Source organism: Acinetobacter sp. DL27 (assembly GCF_055810995.1).
In genome coordinates, this window is record NZ_CM147947.1 from 2803994 (window position 1) to 2830585 (window position 26592).

The 26592-nt window shown below is 43.5% G+C and carries 17 protein-coding genes, 2 tRNA genes and 3 rRNA genes; 9 read left to right on the top strand and 13 right to left on the bottom strand.

All coding sequences use genetic code 11. The features are described 5' to 3' along the window. Positions 1-4 precede the first annotated feature (4 nt). Positions 5-937, top strand: coding sequence for an IS5-like element ISAba12 family transposase (locus tag AC0KVP_RS13550; RefSeq protein ID WP_031953526.1), 933 nt, complete (start codon positions 5-7; stop codon positions 935-937). Between the two features lie 243 nt (positions 938-1180). On the opposite strand, the gene AC0KVP_RS13555 is transcribed toward AC0KVP_RS13550, so the two are convergent. From AC0KVP_RS13555 to AC0KVP_RS13580, 6 genes are all read right to left on the bottom strand, one after another. Continuing rightward, positions 1181-2530 carry an aromatic acid/H+ symport family MFS transporter gene (locus AC0KVP_RS13555; RefSeq protein WP_473337303.1) on the bottom strand — a complete coding sequence of 450 codons (1350 nt, stop codon included), beginning with the start codon at positions 2528-2530 and terminating at the stop codon, positions 1181-1183. 472 nt (positions 2531-3002) lie between these two features. Continuing rightward, positions 3003-3117: ribosomal RNA gene (gene rrf, locus AC0KVP_RS13560) — 5S ribosomal RNA — on the bottom strand. A gap of 179 nt (positions 3118-3296) precedes the next feature. Continuing rightward, positions 3297-6190 (bottom strand): 23S ribosomal RNA (locus AC0KVP_RS13565). A 338-nt stretch (positions 6191-6528) separates the two neighbouring features. Then, positions 6529-6604, bottom strand: a tRNA-Ala gene (locus tag AC0KVP_RS13570). A gap of 68 nt (positions 6605-6672) precedes the next feature. Beyond that, positions 6673-6749: transfer RNA gene (locus AC0KVP_RS13575), tRNA-Ile, on the bottom strand. 61 nt (positions 6750-6810) lie between these two features. Beyond that, positions 6811-8348, bottom strand: a 16S ribosomal RNA gene (locus AC0KVP_RS13580). The 16S, 23S and 5S rRNA genes sit together here with 2 tRNA genes alongside, the layout of an rRNA operon. A 548-nt stretch (positions 8349-8896) precedes the next feature. On the opposite strand from AC0KVP_RS13580, the gene AC0KVP_RS13585 reads away from it, so the two are divergent. From AC0KVP_RS13585 to AC0KVP_RS13605, 5 genes are all read left to right on the top strand, one after another. Continuing rightward, positions 8897-9799, top strand: a complete 903-nt coding sequence (locus AC0KVP_RS13585; RefSeq protein ID WP_114836809.1) for an MlaA family lipoprotein — start codon at positions 8897-8899, stop codon at positions 9797-9799. A gap of 98 nt (positions 9800-9897) precedes the next feature. After that, on the top strand, positions 9898-10866 hold the full coding sequence (gene gigA / locus AC0KVP_RS13590; RefSeq protein WP_473337306.1) for an RsbU family protein phosphatase GigA: 969 nt from the start codon (positions 9898-9900) through the stop codon (positions 10864-10866). Positions 10867-10978: 112 nt separating this feature from the next. Then, positions 10979-11500, top strand: coding sequence for an anti-anti-sigma factor GigB (gene gigB / locus AC0KVP_RS13595; RefSeq protein ID WP_004692241.1), 522 nt, complete (start codon positions 10979-10981; stop codon positions 11498-11500). Positions 11501-11523: 23 nt separating this feature from the next. Beyond that, positions 11524-12348: a carbon-nitrogen hydrolase family protein gene (locus tag AC0KVP_RS13600; RefSeq protein WP_224467375.1), complete on the top strand. Its 825-nt coding sequence runs from the start codon at positions 11524-11526 to the stop codon at positions 12346-12348. Between the two features lie 344 nt (positions 12349-12692). After that, positions 12693-13118, top strand: a complete 426-nt coding sequence (locus AC0KVP_RS13605; RefSeq protein ID WP_005400731.1) for an organic hydroperoxide resistance protein — start codon at positions 12693-12695, stop codon at positions 13116-13118. Positions 13119-13161: 43 nt separating this feature from the next. On the opposite strand, the gene AC0KVP_RS13610 is transcribed toward AC0KVP_RS13605, so the two are convergent. After that, positions 13162-13740 carry a hypothetical protein gene (locus AC0KVP_RS13610; protein ID WP_473337310.1) on the bottom strand — a complete coding sequence of 193 codons (579 nt, stop codon included), beginning with the start codon at positions 13738-13740 and terminating at the stop codon, positions 13162-13164. A gap of 117 nt (positions 13741-13857) precedes the next feature. Beyond that, entirely contained in the window at positions 13858-15345 is a 1488-nt protein-coding gene (gene gspE, locus AC0KVP_RS13615) for a type II secretion system ATPase GspE (protein ID WP_473337312.1), read from the bottom strand. A gap of 114 nt (positions 15346-15459) precedes the next feature. Between gspE and AC0KVP_RS13620 the strand changes: the two genes are divergently transcribed. Beyond that, entirely contained in the window at positions 15460-16272 is an 813-nt protein-coding gene (locus AC0KVP_RS13620; protein WP_332477296.1) for a hypothetical protein, read from the top strand. Positions 16273-16281: 9 nt separating this feature from the next. Further along, a complete protein-coding gene (locus AC0KVP_RS13625) occupies positions 16282-17205 on the top strand; it encodes a mechanosensitive ion channel family protein (protein ID WP_473337315.1) in 924 nt (307 codons plus the stop codon). A gap of 49 nt (positions 17206-17254) precedes the next feature. Here the strand turns inward: AC0KVP_RS13625 and AC0KVP_RS13630 are convergent, their stop codons facing one another. Beyond that, positions 17255-19951, bottom strand: a complete 2697-nt coding sequence (locus tag AC0KVP_RS13630; RefSeq protein ID WP_473337317.1) for a DUF2339 domain-containing protein — start codon at positions 19949-19951, stop codon at positions 17255-17257. 162 nt (positions 19952-20113) lie between these two features. Here AC0KVP_RS13630 and polA point away from each other — a divergent pair, with 162 nt between their 5' ends. Then, positions 20114-22879, top strand: coding sequence for a DNA polymerase I (gene polA, locus AC0KVP_RS13635; RefSeq protein ID WP_473337320.1), 2766 nt, complete (start codon positions 20114-20116; stop codon positions 22877-22879). 143 nt (positions 22880-23022) lie between these two features. Here the strand turns inward: polA and AC0KVP_RS13640 are convergent, their stop codons facing one another. From AC0KVP_RS13640 to AC0KVP_RS13655, 4 genes are read right to left on the bottom strand one after another with little or no spacing between them, the layout of a single operon-like run. Beyond that, positions 23023-23592, bottom strand: a complete 570-nt coding sequence (locus AC0KVP_RS13640; RefSeq protein WP_004979206.1) for a YggT family protein — start codon at positions 23590-23592, stop codon at positions 23023-23025. Between the two features lie 25 nt (positions 23593-23617). Further along, positions 23618-24448: a pyrroline-5-carboxylate reductase gene (gene proC / locus AC0KVP_RS13645; protein ID WP_168157940.1), complete on the bottom strand. Its 831-nt coding sequence runs from the start codon at positions 24446-24448 to the stop codon at positions 23618-23620. A gap of 28 nt (positions 24449-24476) precedes the next feature. Next, positions 24477-25823 carry a tRNA lysidine(34) synthetase TilS gene (gene tilS / locus AC0KVP_RS13650; protein ID WP_473337323.1) on the bottom strand — a complete coding sequence of 449 codons (1347 nt, stop codon included), beginning with the start codon at positions 25821-25823 and terminating at the stop codon, positions 24477-24479. Next, positions 25760-26584 (bottom strand): acetyl-CoA carboxylase carboxyltransferase subunit alpha, encoded by an 825-nt coding sequence (locus AC0KVP_RS13655; RefSeq protein WP_078388708.1) that lies wholly within the window; start codon positions 26582-26584, stop codon positions 25760-25762. The genes tilS and AC0KVP_RS13655 overlap by 64 nt, the downstream gene beginning before the upstream one ends. Positions 26585-26592 lie beyond the last annotated feature (8 nt).

Below are 26592 nucleotides of genomic sequence, written 5' to 3' on the forward strand. Positions count from 1 at the left end.
TCAAATGAAGAAGCCTACACACAAAATCTACCGCACAACCAATTGGCCCGCATATAACCGAGCACTCATGAGTCGCGGAAATATTGCCATTTGGTTTGATCCTGCTACGCAATGGTATGCGCCATCAAAAGGCAAACAAGGGCGAAATCAAACCTACTCCGACGCAGCCATCCAATGCTGCTTAATGATTAAATCCTTATTCCGTCTGTCTTTACGTATGGTCACTGGCTTTGTGCAAAGTCTGATTAAACTTTGCGGATTAAATTGGATAGCTCCAGATTACACCACGCTTTGTAGAAGACAAAAGCATATTGATATTGTAATCAGCTACCAAAAAAGTAGCGATGGGCTGCATCTACTCATGGACTCTACAGGCATGAAGTTTCTAGGTGAGGGCGAATGGAAACGCAAGAAACATGGACCTGAATATCGTCGCCAATGGCGTAAACTTCATATTGGTATAGATGCTAAAACCCTACAAATACGAGCAGTTCAGCTTACAACCAATAATGTCAGTGATTCACAGGTGCTTGGTGATTTACTTAATCAGATTCCACAAGATGAGCAGATTAACTGTGTTTATACCGATGGAGCTTATGACACCAAGCAATGCCGTCAGGTCATTGCAGATCGGCAAGCGCATGCGGTGATTCCACCTAGAAAAAATGCGAAACCATGGAAAGATACAAAGAGTAGCTCGCTAGAGCGAAATGAATTACTTCGAACAATTAAACGTTTAGGCAGGACACTATGGAAAAAATGGTCAGGCTATCATCGTCGAAGTTTGGTTGAAACTAAGATGCATTGCATCAAATTATTAGGAGATAAACTCAGTGCAAGGAGTTTTGATAGCCAAGTGAATGAGATCCATGCACGTGTAGCAGTCCTTAACAGATTTACGGAATTAGGTCGACCACTTACCCAAGTTACGCCTTAAATTTGGCTCAATTAGGGGCGCTTTGCATTTCAAATCTTTGTGCAACAAAGCCACTTTGCTGGAGAAATTCGAATAGACTTAAAATCTAAAAAATGCCCTTCGCTTAATGTAAGTAGCTGCTCCACTTCCTTACTAGAAATTTTTATAGTATCCAAGATCTTATCAACATATTTTTCGGTTATAGCCATCTTATGTAAATTTTAATAATTTTAAAAGCCCCTTTATGGAGGCTTCTTTTTCATTTTATACTCTAGAAATAGCTGACTGACTTGCACCAATCTTTTCGGATTCATCCTCATGCATAATCAGCGCAACCGCAATAGCAGTAATCAACACAGGTAAACCCACAGCCATAAAGTTATAGTGGGCAGGCAAATTCATACCCAACAAACTCCCGATTAAAATTGGTCCAATGATTGCACCCATACGGCCAATCGCAGACGACCAACCAATCCCCGTTGAACGAACAGCAAGTGGATAGTACTGAGCGACATAGCTATAAAGCAGCATTTGCGAACCAATGGATGCAGCACCCGCCAAGAATACTAAAATATATAAAAGGAATTGATTCGATTGAAAGCCCATCAAGCTCATCACAACAGCACCCATCATCCCCAAGCACATCAGAACAGGTTTCAAATGGAAGCGATCTGCCAAGATCCCTCCACCCACAATACCAATCACAGCACCAATGTTCATCACCATCATAAACATCAAGCTATTGTCCATTGAGTAACCTGCTGCCATCATTAACTTCGGCAACCAACTGCTTAAAGCATACATAGTCAGTAAGCAGGTGAAGAACGCCAGCCAAAATAACAAGGTATTTACTGCGCGCCCACGTTTAAATAAGCTCACAACATTTGCAGACTCTGGCACATCAACCTGATGCAACTCAAAAGTTGTATCTTCTTTTACTATCACTGTTGGTGCTAAACGACGAACAATTTTACGTGCTTCCGCCTGACGGTTTTGTTGCACAATAAAAGTCAAAGACTCGGGCAAAAACTTCCAAATAACAGGTAATAACAACAATGGAATACCGGCAATAAAAAACATAATTTGCCAACCAAAACTTGGAGTAAACCACGCACCTAACAATGCAGCCATTACACCACCCACAGCATAACCACTAAACATCGTAGTCACCAAAGTACTACGCATTTTTTGTGGTGCATACTCAGATGTCAGCGCAACAAGGTTTGGCATTACCCCGCCAATTCCAAGTCCCGCAAGGAAACGTAAAACCGCAAATTCTGTTGGGTTTGATGCAAAACCACCTGCACAGGTAAGCCCGCTAAAAAGCACAATACAGATCATAATGACTTTTTTACGGCCAATTTTATCCGCCAAAGAGCCAAATATCATTGCACCAAACATCATGCCGGCTAGGGCAGTACTGGCTAGCATTCCCGCCTGTACAGCACTTAAGCCCCAGTCTTCCATTAATAATGGCAATACCACACCATTAATTGCCAAATCATAACCATCAAATAAAATAATTAGCAAACACCAAGCAATAACTTGAAAATGGAAACCGGAAAATTTTGCACGATCAATAATATCATTCACATTAACTGCTTTAGCTGACATTATTCACCTCCTATGAGCTATTGTTTCATTGCACTTTAACTAGCGCCCTTCAGTTTTTATAATGTGCTAATTTAGCCAAAACAGAAGTCATTCACCAAAGTAATTTGGTGTTATATTCACACAATTTATAGCAATATAAAAATTCAACATTAGTCTAAATAAGTGATTTAATTCTCATTAAAAATAAATAAACTAACTATTAATATTTGGTTTTCTTATAAAAAATAAAATAAAACTTAACAATAAAACCTAAAGTAAATTAGATATAAATATAGTATTTAGTTCATAGTAAAAATTAACTAAAAATAGAAATAAAAATAGAAAATTTAATTTAAATAATAATTATGACTATTTAGGATATTTTATTTAATTACGATAAACCTCAATTAGACGATTGATTCGTTTATTTTTTAATCTTCCTTGCATAAAAAAATCCCCCTCTGCATTAAGCGGAGGGGGATTTGAATTAATGAGCTGGCGATGACTTACTCTCACATGGATAACTCCACACTACCATCAGCGCTAAGAGGTTTCACTTCTGAGTTCGGGAAGGGATCAGGTGGTTCACTCTTGCTATTGTCGCCAGCACAACTGTTTATGACTATTCGTTTGGTCTTATTTACACATTGTGTATGCCTAACTTTCATCAAATGAGTTATTAACAGAATATCTGAGTTAATTTAATTTGCACATTGTACTTAGCTTTATAACTAAATCAAGTTGTTTGCAGTGATTTGAACCACAACACCAACTGTTTGGGTGTTGTATAGTCAAGCCTCACGAGCAATTAGTATTGGTCAGCTTCACATATCACTATGCTTCCACATCCAACCTATCAACGTCGTAGTCTTCAACGGCTCTTTAGAGGACATAAAGTCCTAGGGAAATCTTATCTTGAGGTAGGCTTCCCGCTTAGATGCTTTCAGCGGTTATCCCTTCCGAACATAGCTACCCGGCGATGCGACTGGCGTCACAACCGGTACACCAGAGGTTCGTCCACTCTGGTCCTCTCGTACTAGGAGCAGATCCTCTCAAATTTCCAACGCCCACGGTAGATAGGGACCGAACTGTCTCACGACGTTCTAAACCCAGCTCGCGTACCTCTTTAAATGGCGAACAGCCATACCCTTGGGACCTGCTTCAGCCCCAGGATGAGATGAGCCGACATCGAGGTGCCAAACACCGCCGTCGATATGAACTCTTGGGCGGTATCAGCCTGTTATCCCCAGAGTACCTTTTATCCGTTGAGCGATGGCCCTTCCATACAGAACCACCGGATCACTAAGACCTACTTTCGTACCTGCTCGACTTGTGGGTCTCGCAGTTAAGCGCGCTTTTGCCTTTATACTCTACGCGTGATTTCCGACCACGCTGAGCGCACCTTCGTACTCCTCCGTTACTCTTTAGGAGGAGACCGCCCCAGTCAAACTACCCACCAGACATGGTCCTCGTCCCGGATAACGGGACAGAGTTAGAACCTCAATATTACCAGGGTGGTATTTCAAGATTGGCTCCACCGAAACTAGCGTCTCGGTTTCAAAGCCTCCCACCTATCCTACACAAGTAAGATCAAAGTTCAATGTCAAGCTGCAGTAAAGGTTCACGGGGTCTTTCCGTCTAGCCGCGGGTACACCGCATCTTCACGGCGAATTCGATTTCACTGAGTCTCTGCTGGAGACAGCGCCCCCATCATTATGCCATTCGTGCAGGTCGGAACTTACCCGACAAGGAATTTCGCTACCTTAGGACCGTTATAGTTACGGCCGCCGTTTACTGGGGCTTCGATCAAGAGCTTCGCTTACGCTAACCCCATCAATTAACCTTCCAGCACCGGGCAGGCATCACACCCTATACGTCCACTTTCGTGTTTGCAGAGTGCTATGTTTTTAATAAACAGTTGCAGGGGCCTGGTTTCTGTGGCTGCCAATAGCTCAAGGAGTAAATCCTATCACCGTCGGCAGCGTACCTTCTCCCGAAGTTACGGTACCATTTTGCCTAGTTCCTTCAGCAGAGTTCTCTCAAGCGCTTTGGTCTACTCGACCTGACCACCTGTGTCGGTTTCGGGTACGATTCCTATGTAACTGAAGCTTAGAGACTTTTCCTGGAAGCATGGTATCAGCCACTTCACTGTACAAGTACAGCTTGCTATCAGTTCTCAGCATAGAGTACCCCGGATTTGCCTAAGATACATGCCTACAACCTTCCACCTGGACAACCAACGCCAGGCTGACTTAACCTTCTCCGTCCTCTCATCGCATTACATAGAAGTATTGGAATATTAACCAATTTCCCATCGACTACGCCTCTCGGCCTCGCCTTAGGGGTCGACTCACCCAGCCCCGATTAACGTTGGACTGGAACCCTTGGTCTTTCAGCGTGCGAGTTTTTCACTCGCATTGTCGTTACTCACGTCAGCATTCGCACTTCTGATACCTCCAGCATACTTCTCAATACACCTTCATCGGCTTACAGAACGCTCCCCTACCACTTGCAATAAATTGCAAATCCGCAGCTTCGGCATATAGTTTTAGCCCCGTTACATCTTCCGCGCAGGCCGACTCGACTAGTGAGCTATTACGCTTTCTTTAAAGGGTGGCTGCTTCTAAGCCAACCTCCTAGCTGTCTATGCCTTCCCACATCGTTTCCCACTTAACTATAATTTTGGGGCCTTAGCTGGCGGTCTGGATTGTTTTCCTCTTGACTACGGACGTTAGCACCCGCAGTCTGTCTCCCGGATAGTACTCATTGGTATTCGGAGTTTGCATCGGTTTGGTAAGTCGGGATGACCCCCTAGCCGAAACAGTGCTCTACCCCCAATGGTATTCGTCCGAGGCGCTACCTAAATAGCTTTCGGGGAGAACCAGCTATCACCGAGTTTGATTAGCCTTTCACCCCTATCCACAAGTCATCCCCTGGCTTTTCAACGACAGTGGGTTCGGTCCTCCAGTTAGTGTTACCCAACCTTCAACCTGCTCATGGATAGATCACCCGGTTTCGGGTCTACACCCAGCAACTAAACGCCCTATTAAGACTCGATTTCTCTACGGCTCCCCTATGCGGTTAACCTCGCTACTGAATGTAAGTCGCTGACCCATTATACAAAAGGTACGCAGTCACCGAACAAGTCGGCTCCCACTGCTTGTATGCATGCGGTTTCAGGATCTATTTCACTCCCCTCACAGGGGTTCTTTTCGCCTTTCCCTCACGGTACTGGTTCACTATCGGTCAGTCAGGAGTATTTAGCCTTGGAGGATGGTCCCCCCATATTCAGACAAGGTTTCACGTGCCCCGCCCTACTCGACATCATCATATAAGCCCTTTCGTGTACAGGACTATCACCCACTATGGTTGCACTTCCCAGAGCATTCCACTAGAACTTATATGACTTAATGGGCTTTTCCCCGTTCGCTCGCCGCTACTGAGGGAATCTCAATTGATTTCTTTTCCTAAGGGTACTGAGATGTTTCACTTCCCCTCGTTCGCCTCGTATGACTATGTATTCATCATACGATACCTGCCTTATGACAGGTGGGTTTCCCCATTCAGAAATCTCCGGATCACAGGATATTTGCCGCCTCCCCGGAGCTTATCGCAGGCTATTACGTCTTTCATCGCCTCTGACTGCCAAGGCATCCACCACATGCACTTAATTACTTGACTATACAACCCCAAACAGTCGTAGTACCTACAAGTAGTACTAGGACAGATCGATTGCTCGATCATACAGTTTGTTGTTCTGTGTACTTAAACACTGTACAGCTTCAATTCAATTCACATACCAAAACGCTTGATTCAGTTAATTTCGCTAGTAACTCATTTCTTCAATCTTCATCAATCAGTAATAAATCACTGTTAATGTCGATCTTAAAAACGAGTATGAACAAATTATTTCAACTCAAATATATTCTGTTAATGATTTTTCCAGCCTTCGTCAGGTCAGGAAACTGCGATAAATCACAGAAGTTAATAAGCTTTAACTTACTAAGTTCTATAATCTATGGTGGAGACTAGGAGAGTCGAACTCCTGACCTCCTGCGTGCAAAGCAGGCGCTCTACCAACTAAGCTAAGTCCCCAGCTTATCAATAAGTCAATGTCTCTGTTTTTCTGTATTCAGCATTGAACAATGCTTGTTAGTCAGATTTGGTGGGTCTGACAAGACTTGAACTTGTGACCCCACGCTTATCAAGCGTGTGCTCTAACCAACTGAGCTACAGACCCTCAGATACATCGTCATGAAGAACAACTTGTTGTGGATTCTTACCAATCGTCAATCTTTCGTTAAGGAGGTGATCCAGCCGCAGGTTCCCCTACGGCTACCTTGTTACGACTTCACCCCAGTCATCGGCCACACCGTGGTAAGCGTCCTCCTTGCGGTTAGACTACCTACTTCTGGTGCAACAAATTCCCATGGTGTGACGGGCGGTGTGTACAAGGCCCGGGAACGTATTCACCGCGGCATTCTGATCCGCGATTACTAGCGATTCCGACTTCATGGAGTCGAGTTGCAGACTCCAATCCGGACTACGATCGGCTTTTTGAGATTAGCATCCTATCGCTAGGTAGCAACCCTTTGTACCGACCATTGTAGCACGTGTGTAGCCCTGGTCGTAAGGGCCATGATGACTTGACGTCGTCCCCGCCTTCCTCCAGTTTGTCACTGGCAGTATCCTTAAAGTTCCCGGCTTAACCCGCTGGCAAATAAGGAAAAGGGTTGCGCTCGTTGCGGGACTTAACCCAACATCTCACGACACGAGCTGACGACAGCCATGCAGCACCTGTATGTAAGTTCCCGAAGGCACCAATCCATCTCTGGAAAGTTCTTACTATGTCAAGACCAGGTAAGGTTCTTCGCGTTGCATCGAATTAAACCACATGCTCCACCGCTTGTGCGGGCCCCCGTCAATTCATTTGAGTTTTAGTCTTGCGACCGTACTCCCCAGGCGGTCTACTTATCGCGTTAGCTGCGCCACTAAAGCCTCAAAGGCCCCAACGGCTAGTAGACATCGTTTACGGCATGGACTACCAGGGTATCTAATCCTGTTTGCTCCCCATGCTTTCGTACCTCAGCGTCAGTATTAGGCCAGATGGCTGCCTTCGCCATCGGTATTCCTCCAGATCTCTACGCATTTCACCGCTACACCTGGAATTCTACCATCCTCTCCCATACTCTAGCTTCCCAGTATCGAATGCAATTCCTAAGTTAAGCTCAGGGATTTCACATCCGACTTAAAAAGCCGCCTACGCACGCTTTACGCCCAGTAAATCCGATTAACGCTCGCACCCTCTGTATTACCGCGGCTGCTGGCACAGAGTTAGCCGGTGCTTATTCTGCGAGTAACGTCCACTATCCAAGAGTATTAATCTCAGTAGCCTCCTCCTCGCTTAAAGTGCTTTACAACCAAAAGGCCTTCTTCACACACGCGGCATGGCTGGATCAGGCTTGCGCCCATTGTCCAATATTCCCCACTGCTGCCTCCCGTAGGAGTCTGGGCCGTGTCTCAGTCCCAGTGTGGCGGATCATCCTCTCAGACCCGCTACAGATCGTCGCCTTGGTAGGCCTTTACCCCACCAACTAGCTAATCTGACTTAGGCTCATCTATTAGCGCAAGGTCCGAAGATCCCCTGCTTTCCCCCGTAGGGCGTATGCGGTATTAGCATTCCTTTCGGAATGTTGTCCCCCACTAATAGGCAGATTCCTAAGCATTACTCACCCGTCCGCCGCTAGGTCAGGTAGCAAGCTACCCTTCCCCGCTCGACTTGCATGTGTTAAGCCTGCCGCCAGCGTTCAATCTGAGCCATGATCAAACTCTTCAGTTAAAATCATTAGTAGCTTATGGCTACAAATCTTGGCTCATCAATTTTCTGACAAATATTTCTCAAATAAACTTCGAGTAATTTTTACCATCAATCAATGAAATATTTTCGATCGATCAATCAGTAAAAATCCACACAAGTTGTTCTTCATAATCTCTTAATGATCTTCTCACTGATTCGTCATCAGCAAGCTAGGTCGGCTATACTACTCTCTTTCAAGAAGAAGTCAACTGGTTTTGTTAATTATTTTTAAACCTATTCAAGACTTCCAGATTCTACCGCTTGGGCTAAATCCTTGTTTCTCAACAAGTTTTAATCAACATCACCGCCGATGGATGTGCATTCTACAGCATTTCCAAACCAACACAACCCCCTTTATTCAATTATTTATAAAAAAACCTCCAACTGTTTACTTATTCAGCAAAATGTCGCTTTTTTACTAACATTTCTTAAAATTTGATTTAACAATGAGCAATAAAGAGCTGTTAAGATAGTTAAAAGATTATTTTTTTAATTCACCTGCTGATTATAAAGTTCCGGAACTCTTTTATATGCAACACATTCGCCACTTATGTGCTGGTCTACTCTTTGTAGGCTTTACAACATTTGCATTTGCTGAAGATGTAGCGCCTACAGCTGCCAGCGAAATAGATACCAGTGCTGATCCGCAAACAGCTCAATCTTCTTCGCTTAAAGAATTAAAGAATATTAAAGCAAAAGATTTAAAAGTAGATGCCAATGCAGCACAACCTGATAATGTAAAAGATCCGCTTCAACCTTTAAATAGACAAATTTTTGCCGTCAATGATGCTTTAGACCGTGCGATCGTTCGCCCAATTGCGGTTGAATATAAAGAAAAGATCCCTTCTCCGATTCGTGACTCTTATAGTGGCTTTCGTAAAAACCTCGGTGAACCTTGGAATGCGGTGAACCAACTTATACAAGGTCGTCCCGGCCGTGCCGCAAAAACTTTAGGTCGATTTACCATTAATACGGTAACTACTTTAGGTTTTGCAGATCCTGCTTCGCGCTTGGGTTTAGAAACTGAAGATGAAAACTTTGGTACGACTCTTGGCTATTGGGGGGTTCCATCTGGCCCATACCTAGTACTTCCTGTTTTTGGGCCAAGTACTTTCCGTGATGGTTTTGGCTTGGTTGTTGATGGCTATGCGCGCCCACAAAGATACATATTAGAAGATGAAGAAGGCCTGTATTGGGCGGAACAGACTTTACGTGGTATTGATGTGCGATCACAACTGATTGATATTGAGGGTGCGATTCAAGGCGACAAATATTCCTCAATTCGTGATATTTATTTACAACGTAAAAACTTCATTATTGCTGAGAAAAAAGGCCAAGAAGCTGAAGGAATGTTCATTGATGAGGTCGGTGATGATGATTCTTCTAGCTCTCCATCAACCAATGAATCGCATCAAATGTTAGATACGGAATAACAATGTATTGCAGCTAGAGTTGAATTTTTTTTCTCTAGCTGTAATTTGCTTGTTATAGTAAAGCAATAGCTTAATGCTAAGGATAAGCCATTTTTTTTATGTATTTCATTCAACCCTCTCGCCATATTCCATATTTAGAACAGGTGCTAGACACACTACCAAGTGTGCAAATGATTCGCATAGAAGACCTTGATCTTTATGACCCGACTATTATTGCTATTGCCGATATCCAAGATTATTTAGATTATAAATGGACTCTGCCCACCATTGTCCTTGCCTTTGAAAATGAAGGTAGTGCTTTAGCCCAAGCTTGGGAACTCGGTGCTTTAGCAGGTTGGATGTGGAATAAACTGCCCAGTAACCCACAGCAATCCTTACTCAAAATTGATGCTCAATATAAGCGTAATCAAGACAGTCGAGATTTACCTTCTGCAGCAGAGTTACAAAAGCGACTTTTGCCAAACGCTATAGAACTCCAAAACTACACCGTTGAAACGTTTTTTCAGCCTTCTGCTTATTTGTCTGGAGACTGGTTTGATTATTGGAAAATTAGCGATAAAGAAGTGATGTTCTATTTGGCTGATGTATCTGGTCATGGGGTCACCAGTAGCTTATTAACCTCTTGGATGGCGGCTTTTCATGGTCGCGCCAAAACACCGCGTGGGTTAATTAAGAAACTCAATGGCATGTTGGTTCAAGAGAATATTGAAAAGCACATCACCATGATTGCAGGGATTTTAAACCTCGAAACCCATCAACTTCGCTGGTCGAGTGCAGGACATTACCCCCCCGCAATTATCTTTGAGCCAAATCAAGCTCCTAAAATATTACATACCAGTAGTTTTCCTTTAGGCCTTACTGAAGAATTGGAAGTTGAAGAGCATGAATGTGTACTCAACCGTCATGCCCGCTTCATTATTTGTTCCGATGGCGCACTCGAACCTTTCAATGGCGGGCTGAATGATCAGTTCACACAATTGGTCTATCATTTGCAAAATCAATCCTTTGAAGCACCAGAGCATGTTGCAGACGATATTGCTATATTAAGTTTACGCCGAATGAATTAATCAAATTATCAATAACTTATTACAATATCCTATCTTCTAAGACTGTTAGATACTTGAGTAAGTATTTGCCCTATGGGATAATTTCCTATCCTTCTCTGCAAATGGCATTTATATGTCAACAGGTCATGTTGAATATGCAAGCTTGAATGGAACGCATATTTTTAAGCTTATTGGCGAAGTGCGTGCCCAATCTTGTATCAGTCTAGACAAACTTTTAAACCGTATTGAACAACAGTCAAATGTTGTTGGTGCAATCGTAGATTTAACCCAAACTACATTCATCGACAGCACTGTGTTAGGCATTTTGGCAAAGTTAGGCTTAAAGCTTAAACAGATCCATAATATCCAAGCTGTAATGTTGTCCACCAACTCTGATATCACTACCTTAGCCAACAGTATGGGGCTAGGGCAGGTTTTTGTGATTTTAAACTACTGTGGCGATCCAAACGTTTGTACCCTCGAACTGATGGAAGAACACATTACACATCGTAATATGTTAAACACCGTACTAGATGCGCATAAGACTTTGATGGAACTGAATCAAAGTAATCAAAATATGTTTGAACCGCTGGTCAAACAGTTGCAAAAAGAACAAGACAGCCTCGATCAAGTGTCACAGCAACAAAACGCATAACAACAAATTTTATAGGCCCATTTATGACTTTACTTTCTGTTGTACAGATGAACTCTCAAAATGACATTGAAGCAAACTTCCTTGTCATTGAGTCTCTCATTCAACAAAGTAAAGCAAATGGTGCTGAACTTATTGTATTCCCCGAAAACTTCGTTTGTTTTGCCGCAGGCAAACAACGTGAGACCGCTGCACAGTTTGAAGACATTCAAAAGCGTTTAGAAAATCTTGCTCATCAATATCAGATCTGGATCGTCGCAGGTACTCTCCCATGCCCGTTCCGTCCAGATGGTTCTGTTATTGAAGATGGTCGTGTTCGTACAGTCAGTCTTTGCATTAGCCCTGAACGTACTGAAGCACGTTATGACAAAATTCATTTGTTTGACGTACAAGTTGGCGATGCTGTGGGTGGCTACCAAGAATCTAAGTTTTTTGAACCTGGTACAGATGTCGTTGTGTCAAAAACACCTTTTGGTAATATTGGCTTAATGGTTTGCTATGACTTACGCTTTCCTGAACTGGCTTTAACTTTACGCGCGCGTGGTGCAAATATTTTAACTGCTCCTGCTGCATTTACCTACACTACGGGGCAAATGCACTGGCAGTTATTATTACAAGCCCGTGCGATGGATAGCCAAAGCATCGTGTTAGGCGCAGCGCAACAAGGCTGGCATGGTGAAAAAAGACAGACTTGGGGACATGCAGCAGCAACCAATAGCCGTGGTCAAGTTTTGGATTTAATTCTTAACCCGGGTGCACAGTTGATTACTGTACCTTTTGACTTGGCAGAACAAGCTCAAATCCGTGAAAGCATGCCGTTAATGCAACACCGAAAATTAGTGCAGTTTTAATCACGCTGCGATCGTTTAAGACAAGGTTATTCTTCGCACAAAAACTTCATATTGATTCACTGCTGCTCTTTCATTGAGTAGCTCTAGCACTCATAAAATGCATGACTCTATTTACCTTTAAAAATTAATAATATCCCGAATCGCTCTCAGTTTTCATTCACATCGACAAGCCCCGATCGCGAATGTTAAAAAACAATAGTAGACATCCATATCATTGATATTTAATAGACTAAACCTTCAACCTAATCGTAAGCACACTCTGTATAAATTTACAAAAACACTGCTTATTCTTTCTGCAATTTAGGACAGGATAAGGACTCAAATACAATATTCAGGGAATCACAATGTCTTTAGAAAAAGTAGTTTATACAGCACATGCTAAAGCGACAGGTGGCCGTGATGGTCGCGCAACCTCTTCTGATGGAATTTTAGATGTAAAACTCACCGTTCCTAAAGAAATGGGCGGCGCAGGTGGTGGAACGAACCCTGAACAGCTTTTTGCCGCAGGTTATTCTGCATGTTTTCTAGGTGCAATGAAGTTTGTTGCTAACCGTGACCAATTAAAAATTACACCTGATGTTTATATCGAAGGTGATGTAGGTATTGGCCCGATTCCAACAGGCTTTGGTATTCAAGTGACTTTAAATATTCATTTAGAAGGTTTAGAGCAAGCCGAAGCGCAAAAATTAGTGGATGCAGCACATATTGTTTGCCCTTATTCAAATGCAACGCGTGGCAATATTGATGTGACATTGAATGTGATTGTTTAAGTCATCTTTTCTATCCCGAAGTCATTGCTTTGGGATAGAGCTTTCATAACTTACAAGGGTTTGGAAATATCTTTTTAAATTTCTTTTGATCATCGATTTCATCTGCCAGCAAAATCAAATTTCCTTTTGGATCAAAATATGAAGTGCCTTGGAACACCGTGTATTGGGCAATATCAAAAATAGGGACATTTTGAAAAATAGGGTGCTGGGTACTGATCAAAGTATGTCTTTTTTTCGAATTTAATTGGCGAGCTGTGATTTTATTGTGTTTAGAATCAGTTTCAATTAAACAATTACTCTTCGTATCAATAGCGATAAATTCTTGAGTCACATCATCTTCTTGTTTATTTCTCGATAGAAAACTATGAGCCTGACATGGACTGCCACATGACATTTGAACATGATAATAATTTTGATTTAACCGCTCAATATTTGGTGATTTCATACCACCATAAACTTTTTCTTTCTTGCCATTGGTGTCTCTAATAACATCACAAGACCACTCCATTTCATCATGGCATTGTTTATAAACATTAAAAGTTTCATCTTTTGCAAAACTGAGTGGAATAAAAAATACCATACCACTCAGCACACCAAACAAGGCTAAGGATTTATTCATCATTATAAAGTTCTTTATTTTCATTCTAAAAGTAAAACGGACGCTGCCATACAAACACATCAGGTAATTTCAGGATAATACAACTACACGCATAACCCGTATCTACTAGTCGATATTCTATTATTCAGCCGCTTCATTGGTCACACGTAATACTTCTTCCAACGTAGTCTTCCCCGTCAACACTTTACGCAAACCATCATCACGAATAGAGCCTGAGTGTTGTCGGGCATAACTTTCTAATTCATATTCAGCGGCATTACCATGAACTAAACGACGCATTTGATCATCCACAGCGACAATTTCATAAATTGCCGTCCGTCCCGTAAAACCCGTATGTGAACAACGTTCACAGCCATTCGGTTGAGGTAACTGAAGTTCTGCTTTTGGGTTCAAATGCTGAAACAGTTGTGTTTCAAAAGTATCGGCTTCATGCCATGTCACACAATGGCTACATAAGGTTCGCACTAAACGCTGTGCAATGACACCAATCAAAGAACTCGACAGCAAAAATGGCTCAATGCCCATATCTTTTAAACGGGTCACCGCACCAATGGCCGTATTGGTATGCAGTGTAGATAAAACCAAATGCCCTGTGAGCGATGCTTGTACCGCAATTTCAGCCGTTTCCAAGTCACGTATTTCACCCACCATCACCACATCTGGGTCTTGACGCAGCATGGCCTTTAAGGCTCTCGCAAAAGTCATATCGACTTTGGTGTTAACTTGCGTCTGGCCAATCCCTTCCAGTTGATATTCAATCGGGTCTTCTGCGGTCAAAATATTTTTCGAACCATCATTGAGGTCCGAAAGTGCCGCATAAAGCGTTGTCGTTTTACCTGAACCTGTCGGCCCTGTGACCAAAATAATCCCGTGTGGACGATGTACCAATTGGGTTAAACGCTCATAGTCAGGTTTCAATAAGCCCAAATGAGTCATATTCAAACGACCGGCTTGTTTATCTAATAAACGCATCACTACACGTTCGCCATGTGATGAGGGCAAAGTCGATACACGCACATCGACTTCACGCCCAGCCAAACGCAGCGAAATACGTCCATCTTGTGGAATCCGTTTTTCTGCAATATCCAGTTTTGCCATGACTTTAATACGAGATACCAACAGCGGTGCGAGTTCACGGCGTGGCTGCACAATTTCACGTAATTGCCCATCGACACGTAAACGCACCGATAGTTTCTTTTCAAAGGCTTCAATATGAATATCGGATGCGCCAACACGAATGGCTTCAGACAATAATGCATTAATCAAACGAACAATTGGAGCATCATCTTCTTGATCCATCAGATCTTCAGCTTCAGGCACTTGGTCAGCTAAACTAAGTAAATCGGGATGATCTTCTAAACCTGCGGCCACTTGTTGTGATTCGCCACTATCCCCGGCATAACTACTGCTTAAAAGCTGGTGAAATTCTTCATCACTACACAGTTGATGTTGTGCTGCCACACCTAAAAAACGGCGTGCCTCTTGCAAAGCCAACAACGGCGTACTTTCACGGCGCACAATAAAGGCTTGATCGCCTTCGTAACGCAACAGCACGCCATGACGCTTCGCAAAACTATAGGGAATTTGTAATTGTTTAAGCACTTGCATCTTAAAATTATAATAATGATGAAAAATATTATTTTGAGTGTACTCTAAGCATATGACAGCGTGAAGTCTGTTTTTCACTGATTTGCAATATAAGGAAATGTGCTGTTGCCTAATATGAATGAACTGTTTGAATCGGATAGCCCCAATTTAAAATGGTGGGGGGAATACAACTTCGAGTTGAATCAAGCCCGTGCGTGGCAGTTCGGCTCATTACTTTTTCGCCTCACCCGCGGCCTACAAGAGTGGCGTTTAGAGTTCCATCGCCCTCAAGTTCAGTATGACTATGAGCAAAAATGGCATGCGATAGAAGACCCACATTTCGCCTTTCCACACCCCGTTGAAATTAAACGCTACATGTTTAAAAACACCCACCATACGATTCAACTGATGCCACGTTTGGCCGATCGTTCCGTGGTGATTAAACCTGTCGATCCGATTTATATTCCAGCGGGTCAGCGTGGGACGTTGTATATCAGCACCCCGTTATGGATTTCGGGTTTTATCGAAGGTCAGCGCGATCCCCTATTTGATATTCCTGTGATTTTACCCAAAGAAACGTGGTTTGGGCCAAACCACCGTACAGGTGAAATTGCCTACGCTACGGCTGTCGATGGTCGAACTGAATTGCATCAACTCAAACCACGTGCATTTCGTGCAGTGACGCCCATTGAGTTCCACAACACCAGCCATTTACAACTGCGCTTCGACCGCATGAACGTACCTGTTTCAGCCCTGCCTTTATTTTATAGTGAAAGTACGGGACGACTTTGGACATCACAAATTAAAGTCTTGCATGAAGGTGCCGATCGACCACCGCGAATTCGCATTGAAAACCGTACGCCTCCGCATGCAGGCAAAGTGATTTATGTACATCCACCGCGCTCTTCGGCGAGTGCGTTATTTAATATGTTTGATTCATTCTTCTAAGGGGGACATATGCCAAACTCAAATATTCCCCAAGAAATTACCAGTAGCCTAAAAGGTATTTTTACTAACATCAATACAGAACGATTAACAGAAATCTTAATTGCCGTAGTGCTGTGTTTTGTTGGGTTTCTCTTGGCACGTCTGGTTTCAAATACCTTTATCCGAACCATTGGCACCAAGTTTAACGCCCACCAACGACTGGTCTGGCGACGTGGTATTTTTTACTTTATTTTCCTAATTTTTGTGATGGCCAGCCTCAAAGAAGCTGGTTTTAAACTCAGTGTGTTTTTAGGCGCCGCAGGTATTTTGACGGTTGCTTTAGGTTTTGCCTCACAAACCTCTGCATCCAACTTAATCAGTGGATTGTTCCTGATTGGTGAAGGTTCTTTTGAAATTGGCGACACCATTTCAATCACCCTTATTCGCGGCAATACCATTGAAGGTGAAGTCATTTCAATTGACCTCCTCTCGGTTAAGTTACTCACTCAAGACAACATTTATGTACGACTGCCGAATGAACAACTGATTCGAGCGCCTGTTCACAACCTCTCTAAGTTCCCAATACGGCGTATTCCAATCACCCTAGCCATTAACTTTCATGAGAACATCATTAAAGTACGTGAAGTGCTGATTGATGTCGCCAATAAATATCCTTTGGTGCTGGCCGACCCTAAACCTGCCGTCACCGTCACCGCCTTTCGCGAATCTTCGATTGAGTTACTGTTTGCCGTGTGGTGTCAGCAAGAACACTTTTTGCAAGTGCGTGATGAAATGCAGGAACGTATTCGCAATGGTTTCTTAGATAACCAAATCGAAATTCCTGTGCCGAAAATGGGCTTTGTCGATCATCCGCTTTCGCGTCCTTTATCCAATGAAGAAATTGATCAATATGCCAATGCACAAGCCTTGAAACGAGAACCGAATATCAAATAAATCGTCTCAGCTCCTTATGATCCCTGCAGACATAAGGAGCTGAACTCGTTTAATTTTCCTTTTCCTCAAGTTCAGGCATCGGTGCAATATACGCAATTATTAACATCACCAAACCTGCACCTAAAAATGAAATCACGCGGGTGAGTGTCCCAATGTGAGATAAGTCAAACAAGACCAATTTCAGCGTCACCAAGACCAAAATACAGCCGCCGAAAATCCACAATGAACGCAGGTTGCGTTTGGTTGCCGTCAGCATGCAAATGAAAGCCAAACTAACCCAAAGCAAAGTAAAGCTGAGTTGCACCAAAGCATTTTCCCACATTTGCCAGTCATTATAGGGTGTTAGGAAATAGACATGCAGCGCACGTAGAACCACATAACTACTGAGCCAAAGTAGACTCGACATCATCAAAATGGCACCCAGACTTTTTTCCAAACCCGCCTTCATTTGTAAATTCAGCATCCAAATAAAACCGATCAGCATTGCAATACTGACCAAGTCGAATGGATTGAAAATAGGTAACCAGTACCCTGCAAAAGCTTGTTGGCTAAAGATCTGAGAACACACGATCCAAAACAACATAAGCACTAAGGTATTGCGGGCCTGCCAAAACTTTCTCCATCGCGTTTGAATCGGTTTCACATAACACCATGCAGCAAAGGCCAGTGGTAAAATAACCATGCTCAGATACGGCATACTTGGAATGAGAGTTAAGCTGGTGAGCGCCAAACTCAATAAAGCCCCCAAACTCACCCACTCCACCTCATCCTCCACGCCCTGTAGCGGGCGTAACCACAGCAACGTGAGTAATCCACTCGTTAAAGCAAACAATAGGCGGTCTAAACCAGACGACCATATAATGACGCCATCATGGCTCAAGCCCACCAAGAAAATGAAGGCAACTGCATACAGCGGAATCAGGCCAATCCATTTGGGTAATAGCCATGACCAACTGGCTTTTCGGTAGAGCAACCATTCATTCAGCACTGTATATAAAAGCACGATGATCAGCAGCGCCATCGTCACCTGACTTTTACTGTCGATTTCATCCAAAAGTAAAATAAACAACATGGTGGTTGCTGAAAGTAGTTGTAAGCAAAAAAAGGCAATGGTGGCAAAAGACAGCTGTTGTCTAAAGCGCTCTACACTGTTAGCAACGGCAACCACAGCAAAATAACTCAGACACAGTGCCCAATAGACTTCCGTTGGAAAACGATTGAGCTCCACCAGATAGTACAGACTTGAGAGCCCTGCCACGGCCAGTAAACCCATCGCCAAATAACGACTCAAGCTCGAGGTACGATACAAAGCATACATAAAGATCAATGCACCCTCAACACTCCAACCCACTACGCCCCACTGATCAGGCAGTAAAATAGGGGGAATCAGCGCCAAGAAGACCAAAGTCAAACTGAGATAACTTTGCGCAATCAGATCAATACTATGGGTTCTTTTTAGCAGTTGATAAAGCATAGCATAGAGCGCTGCGAAGCCTAGACTAAAGCCTGCCTGCCAAATCGTTTCCTCAAAATACATCACATACAAAAAAGCAAAAGCAACAATAGGGGCAGCAAGAATCAAAGCCACATCCAAGATCGGTTTCAACTTAAACTGAGTTAAATCCTCACGCGCCAACAGTTGACTATAACGAAAACTCAACCAAATAAAGACCGCACTATGTGCCAAAACCAACACGGCCAGCATGTCTCGCTCAGGCGCTTCACCCTGATAAAAGGCATAAGCACCTCCTACGACCACCGTCATTAAAAAGGCAATTTGGTTGAGGACTTTCCATGGCCTGAACGTACTTAAAACCGCGACCGCAATATTGATGACCAAATAATAGGCCACCAGCTCTATCGCAGTGGCATTCCGTACAGGTAAGGTAAAAGGCGCCAAATATGCAATGATCATCGCCATCAACGCCAGCTCAATCGACTGCTGTTTTAAACTGAGCCAAAGTGTCACTGCCATCACCACCACAAAGCACAGGCTTGCAATCGCTAAACTTGCAATCACACCGTTGTAGTAAGCAAAAAACAAAGTCAAAAATAAACCTGACAGTCCAAGTGCTTCCAAAGCCAAAGCAAAACTACGGTTTTTTTGTAGGAGCGCATAACCAAAAACCACAACGCCCACACTTACCGCAGCAACGAGACTCAGTTTAACAGCAAGACTCAACTGCCAATGTTCGGTGGCAAAGCGTAATAATAAAATAAGCCCAATCAGCAGTATCACAATCGCAACTTTTAAGACAGGATTGCCCTGCCAAAGCCAGCGCTTCACTTGCTCACTGAGACTTAAATCATCTGTGTTGTTTAGAGTAGTAGGTAAAAAGGGAGCATTTTCAGATTCTTGAAATCGGTCAGATATCACCTGATATGGCTGTGCTTGCACGGATAACAATAGATATTCTAGGCGACGTAACCATCGAAAGAAAAAGAACAACCAACCACTGATCCCCAATCCAATGAGTCCGCCCCATTGCCCCACCATACCGATCAAAATGACGAAAGCAGCAAGGTAAAGCGGCACTTTTGACGTTGGCTGAAAAGCAATGCCCCGTTGTTCCGCCAAGGTCATACTAGGGTTTTCAATGCTATCGACATAGTGCATAACACTCATGATCAACGCGATTCCACACAATGCACTCAACAGCGGCACGGCCAAAAACCATGCTGCAATCGCAACAATCGTCAGCCCCATTAACCACATCATGCGAATTTCACGCTGCCCAGTTTGCATCCGTTCTCAATCTCTTTTTCTCATCTTCAAATAATACATCAGCTTGTAGTACATCTTTAAGCGCATAACCGTAACCATCTATGCCAATCGGTACATCAATACACTTTGTTCTGTGCCAAAATCACGTACAATAAACGGGTTATTTGGATAAGGAATCTTGCAATGCCACCATTTGTCTTGGTCGATGGCTCATACTTTTTATTTCGTGCTTTTCATGCTTTGCCACCGCTCACCACGTCAACTGGCTTACATACCAATGCAATTCGTGGGGCAATTTCTGCCATCCAAAAACTGATGCGTCGTACCCAGCCAACACATATGGCAGTCATTTTTGATACACCAGAACCAACTTTTCGTCATGTGCTATCGCCGATTTATAAAGGTGACCGCCCGAGTATGCCTGAGGAGTTATCAGAGCAAATTCCATATTTGCATGCCTTAATTCGTGCTTTGGGTATCCCCTTGTACATGCTCCCAGGTGCCGAAGCAGATGACATCATCGGGACATTGGCCAAACGTGCGGAAGCCGCGGGACAGCAAGTGCTGATTTCCACAGGCGATAAAGACATGGCACAGTTGGTGACAGATAAAGTCACCTTAGAAGACAGCTTTAAAGACAAGCCGATGGATGTAAATGGCGTGTTTGAAAAGTTTGGGGTGTGGCCAAACCAAATTATTGACTATCTGACTTTAATGGGCGATGCCTCTGACGGCATTATGGGTGTTCCGGGTGTCGGGGCTAAAACCGCAGCAAAACTATTAACAGAATATGGCTCAATTGGTGGCATTTTAGAAAATGTCGATAAAATTAAAGGCAGAGTCGGTCAAAACATCAAAGAACATGCCGATGGAATTGCTCTAGATCACCAACTGGCAAGCATTGTCTGTGACTTAGAGACAGGTCTGACCTTTGACGATCTGAAACTCCAAGACCCAAATACCGAAGCCTTGCGTTCACTGTATACCGAGCTTGAATTCCGCCAGCAGTTACAATCGCTCGATCATCCAAACAATCCGAATAGTGCAACCTACAAACAAGCGACGCAACACATTGCTAAATCAGCACAGTCTGAAACCGTCATCAATACAGAAGATCAGGCCATCCAAAGCAGCGTCGATGACCAACTGGGGCAAGCGAACTACCATACTGTGCTCAGTGCAGAACGGTGGGCACAATTATTCAAACGTTTAAGTACAGAAAAACGTTTTGCCTTTGATACTGAAACCACCAGTTTAGACTATCGCGTAGCGCAAATTGTTGGTTTTTCGGTCGCGTTCGATGCGCAAGATGCATATTACGTTCCACTTGCGCATGATTATGAAAATGCCCCTGCGCAGTTAGATCGTGAACAGATCTTGGCGCAAATTAAACCTATTTTAGAAGATGAGTCGGTTCAAAAAATTGGTCATCATTTGAAATATGATGCACATGTCTTAGAAAATCATGACATTGAGCTAAAAGGCTGGTATTTCGATACCATGTTGGCATCTTATGTACTCAATGCTGTGGCGACTCGTCACGGGATGGATGATGTTTCACGTCTCTACCTCAGTCACTTAACCACGACCTTTGAACAAGTAGCAGGTAAAGGCGCAAAACAGAAAACCTTTAACCAAATTGAGATCGAAACCGCCGCGCACTATGCTGCTGAAGATGCCCATGTAACCTATCGCCTGTTTGAAGTGCTCGATGCCAAACTACAAAAGCATCCCGAACTGGTCAATATCTTGCACAATGTCGAAATGCCAGTTGCCCGTGTCCTGACTATCATGGAAGAAAATGGCATTGAATTGGATCTAGGCTTCCTTGACCAACTTGGTGTTGAGTTTGCCAATACCATGGCCAATCTTGAAAGCCAAATTACCGAACTTGCAGGACAAAGTTTCAATGTCAGCTCGCCGAAGCAAGTCGGTGAGATTTTGTTTGATAAACTCGGACTTAAGGGCGGCAAAAAAACCGCAACAGGTCAGTACAGTACCTCTGAAAGCGTTTTAGAGAAAATTGACCACCCGATTACCGAGCTGATTTTGGACTATCGCGGTTTATCCAAACTAAAAAGCACCTATACCGATGGCTTATTAAAACAAGCCAACAGTGATACCCATCGTGTGCATACCAGCTACCACCAAGCACTGACCGCAACTGGTCGTTTGTCTTCGACCGACCCCAACTTACAGAACATTCCTGTGCGTGAGGAAATTGGACGCCAAATTCGTAAAGCCTTTATTGCACCACAAGGTCGCGTGCTCTTGGCAGCCGATTATTCACAAATTGAACTGCGTTTAATGGCGCATTTCTCACAAGATGAAGCCTTGGTCGATGCTTTTAATCATGGACAAGATGTACACCGTCGTACAGCGGCTGAAGTCTTAGGTGTCGCACTTGAAGATGTCACGTCAGACCAACGTCGTCAGGCCAAAGCAGTCAACTTCGGTCTACTCTACGGCATGTCTGAGTTTGGCTTAACCCGTCAACTCGGTTTTAGCCGTGAAGAATCGCGTGGCTATATTGCGAAATACTTCCAACGTTATCCGGGCGTGCTCGACTATATGGAACGTACCCGTCAAATTGCACGTGAACAAGGTTTTGTCGAAACCATTTTAGACCGTCGCTTGTATACGCCCGATATTATGGCAAGCAATAAAATGATCAAACAAGCGGCCGAACGTGCCGCGATTAATGCGCCACTGCAAGGTTCTGCTGCGGACATTATTAAAATGGCGATGATTGCAGTTGATCAAATGCTGCCTAAAGATCAAGCCAAAATGCTACTACAAGTACACGATGAATTGGTTTTTGAAGTCGATGAAAGTATTGCGGATGAACTGGCTTCGAAACTGGCAGACGTGATGCAATCTGTTTTGCAAATTTCTGTGCCATTGTTGGTTGAAGTCGGCAAAGGTCGAAACTGGGATGAAGCCCACTAAAACATTTGCACCTTCCTCCTCCTAGGAGGAAGGCTGGTATGGAGGTCATTTGCCGCCTAGAAGAAATATCAACGTCCTCACCTGAAAATTTCAACCACAAAAAAAGGACTCGCAATCGAGTCCTTTTTTATATCGCTACAATCTTATAAACCAGTGAGCAGGACAATCGCCACTTCATTCATAATCATTTCAGCAATATACAGCGCCAAGAACGCTACGATTGGAGAAAGATCAATCATCCCCATATTGGGCAATAAACGGCGAAACGGTGCCAATAATGGTTCTGCAAGTTCTTGAATCACTTCGATATAAGGCGAACGTGACTGCGTAAACATCACCACCCAACTTAAAATAATCGTTGCAAAAATCAGGTAACGACAGAAACGAATCAAGTCCTGAATCATGGTCACAAAAGTTAAAATGACCAAATGCACAGGACTATTCGGCATCGCTCCAGAGAGATACATGACGCCAAAAATTTTCAGTAAGTACAATAAAACCAAAAGCACTAAAGCCGCTAAGTTAACGCGGCCTTTCGCTACATTTGGAAAAATACGACCAAACATATCCACAATTTTTGTGGCTTTTACGGTCGACATCACCACTGGGTTATAAAAGTTAACCGCTGCCAACTGCATGAGAAAGCGGAAGAACACCAGTAAAATTGCAACGTTAATAATGATGCCAAAAATTAGCGCAGAGTTTGCACCCATACTTGAACTTTCCTAAATAAAACGATTATTTGCTACTTTCACTCAGCTCTTGAGCAAGTTCCTGACTGCGCTTTTGAGCAGCAGCCAATGCAGCTTGGATATTTTGTGAAATTTGTGCACGATCGAACACTTCAAGTGCCGCTTGGGTTGTACCATTCGGTGAAGTGACATTTTTACGCAATTCAGCTGGTGTATTTGAGCTGGTGATTGCCATTTGTGCTGCACCCAGTGCAGTTTGCAACGTCAACGCCGTTGCTACTTTTTCATCTAGACCGAGGTTTTTACCTGCACGGATCATGCTTTCCATCATATAGAAAAAATACGCAGGACCTGAACCAGACACCGCAGTCACAGCATCAATTTGCGCTTCCTCGCCTACCCATAAAGTCAAACCTGTCGCAGCAAGTACTTGACTCGCCAAATCACGGTCTTCTTTATTTACAGCCTCAGTGGCATATAAACCATGCGCACCCGTTTGTACTAAAGCAGGCGTATTTGGCATCACACGAACAATACGATTACTGCCAGCTAATGCAGCAATCGTTGCAATTTCAGCACCCGCAACAATCGAAATAATCAACTTACCGTCAAATAAACCGTTTAATGGTTTTAAAACATTGGCTAAAACTTGAGGTTTAACCGCTAAGACCACGACATCGGCTTCACGAATAGCAGATGCGTTGTCCTCAGTCACCACCAAGTCTTTTTCAGCCAATAAATGACGAACTTGTTCAACAGGATCAGAAACCGTAATGCGAGTTGAAGGTAAACCACGTGAAATCAAGCCACCAATGAGGGCTTGAGCCATGTTACCACCGCCGATAAAACAAATATTACGATTCAACACTGCGCTCATGATTATTTCTCTATCCTGAATTTTTTAACTAAGCGATTAAATTTGGTTGCCATCCACCCGCTTCACAATAAGCCGACTCGACCAACCAAAATCCTTTAGGCGTAAAAACACCAAGCATAACATTATCTATGCTTAATATTTGTATTGTATGACGTTGCCACGGAAAAATTTGTGCGCTCTGAATGGCTTTTTTCAACGGCCAAGCCCCAACACGCCCATACAAATGCAATTTTTCCCCACCTAAGCGCGGTTTTATCTGTAAAGGCTGCTCCAATAATGCAGAAGACAGTCCATATTTTTGTGTTTCAATCCGATATTGCCCTGAAGCAAATCCATAAGCTTGATCTAAACTAAAACGCTGCTCAATTGACTCAATAATCTGACATGCTTCCGCCAAATACTCTGCTTTACAGACACGAAAGAGTTGCTGTTGATAACGCACATAATAATATTGGTTCCAATGCAATGCGGCTTGGGCATCCACTTTGGATTCAATCACTTCATCAAACAAGCGTTGCACCATATCAAAAGCGGGGCGATATAAATCCTCACCTTTCATCCAAGCGGACAGTAACTGTCGCTGTCTCGGTGCAGATAACTGACGAAATGGGGTTAAATTTAAAACCGAAGCATTCCCGCAACTGGCCCAATCTTGCGCCAACACATCGGCTAAAATCGTTTCGGCATCCTGCATCAAATAACTGGTACGTGCCAAAGCTTGCTGCATTTTAGGAAAGCGTTGTTCTAAGATTGGCCACAATTCAGCTCGGCACCATGCCCGATCATAACTGGTATCAAAATTGGTTTGGTCTTGAATATTTCTCAGCTGCATCTCAGCAGCCCACAGCTCAATTTGCTGTCTGGACAAAGCCAATAGCGGGCGCCAAATTGTAAATTGCTCTCGTATGTCGATGCCCTGCATGGCGGCTAGTCCATGAATTCCCGCACCAGAGAGTAAACGGAGTAAAACGGTTTCGGCTTGATCTTGTTGATGATGGGCGAGAACTAAAATTTCATTGGCAAGAAGATGCTTCTGAAAGGCCGCATAACGTGCACTACGCGCTTGGCTTTCTACATTGCCTGTATCAACATCCACCGCTTGAATCACACATGGGACATCCAAGACATAGCATTGTTCTTGAACAAAGCTACCCCACTGCGGACTGACATCCTGCAATTGATGATCAATATAGATGGCGCGAATGCGCTTGGGAAATAAATGAGACATCAAATGGAGTAGCAGCATGGAATCCATGCCACCACTACATCCGATTAAAAAATGAGGCTGTTCAGGCGTATCCTGAAACTCAGTTAAGACACTAGCCCTAAATTGTCGCTGCCAAACTTCATTAAACGTTGGTAACGTGCTTCGCATCGTTCATTCGCATCCATTGGTTGCAACTCAGCCAATGCATCTTTTAAAACAGTTTTTAAAGCATGCATGACTTGTTCTGGGTTGAGATGAGCGCCTTCACCTTCATCGACCACATATTCAACAATACCAATTTTCTGTAGTTTTTCCGCAGTCAATGCTAAAGCTTCGCTGGCTTGCTCTGCTTTTTCAGCTGTTTTCCATAAAATAGATGCACAGCCTTCAGGTGAAATGACTGAATAAATACTATGGGATAACATCACTACACGGTCAGCCACACCAATACCCAGTGCGCCGCCTGAACCGCCTTCACCGAGTACAGTTGCAATTACAGGCACTTTCAAGCTTGAAAGTTGTGCCAAAGACGTTGCAATTGCTTCAGCCTGACCACGTTCTTCTGCACCTACACCTGGGTATGCACCCATGGTGTCAATAAAGGTAAAGACGGGTAGATTAAAACGTTCAGCCATATCGAGTAAACGTTGTGATTTACGGTAACCTTCTGGGTTACTCATACCAAAGTTATGTTGTAACTTTTCACGCGTACTGCGACCACGGTGTTGACCAACAATCATGACTGGCTGACCATCAAAGCGAGCTAATCCACCGATCATTGCACCATCATCACCAAATAAGCGATCACCATGCAAAGCATCAAATTCGGTAAAAATTTCACTCACATAATCTAAAAATTGCGGACGCTCAGGATGACGTGCAATTTGAACCGTCGTCCATGCTTTGGATTGCGCAGCTTTATTCTTCATAGCTCAAC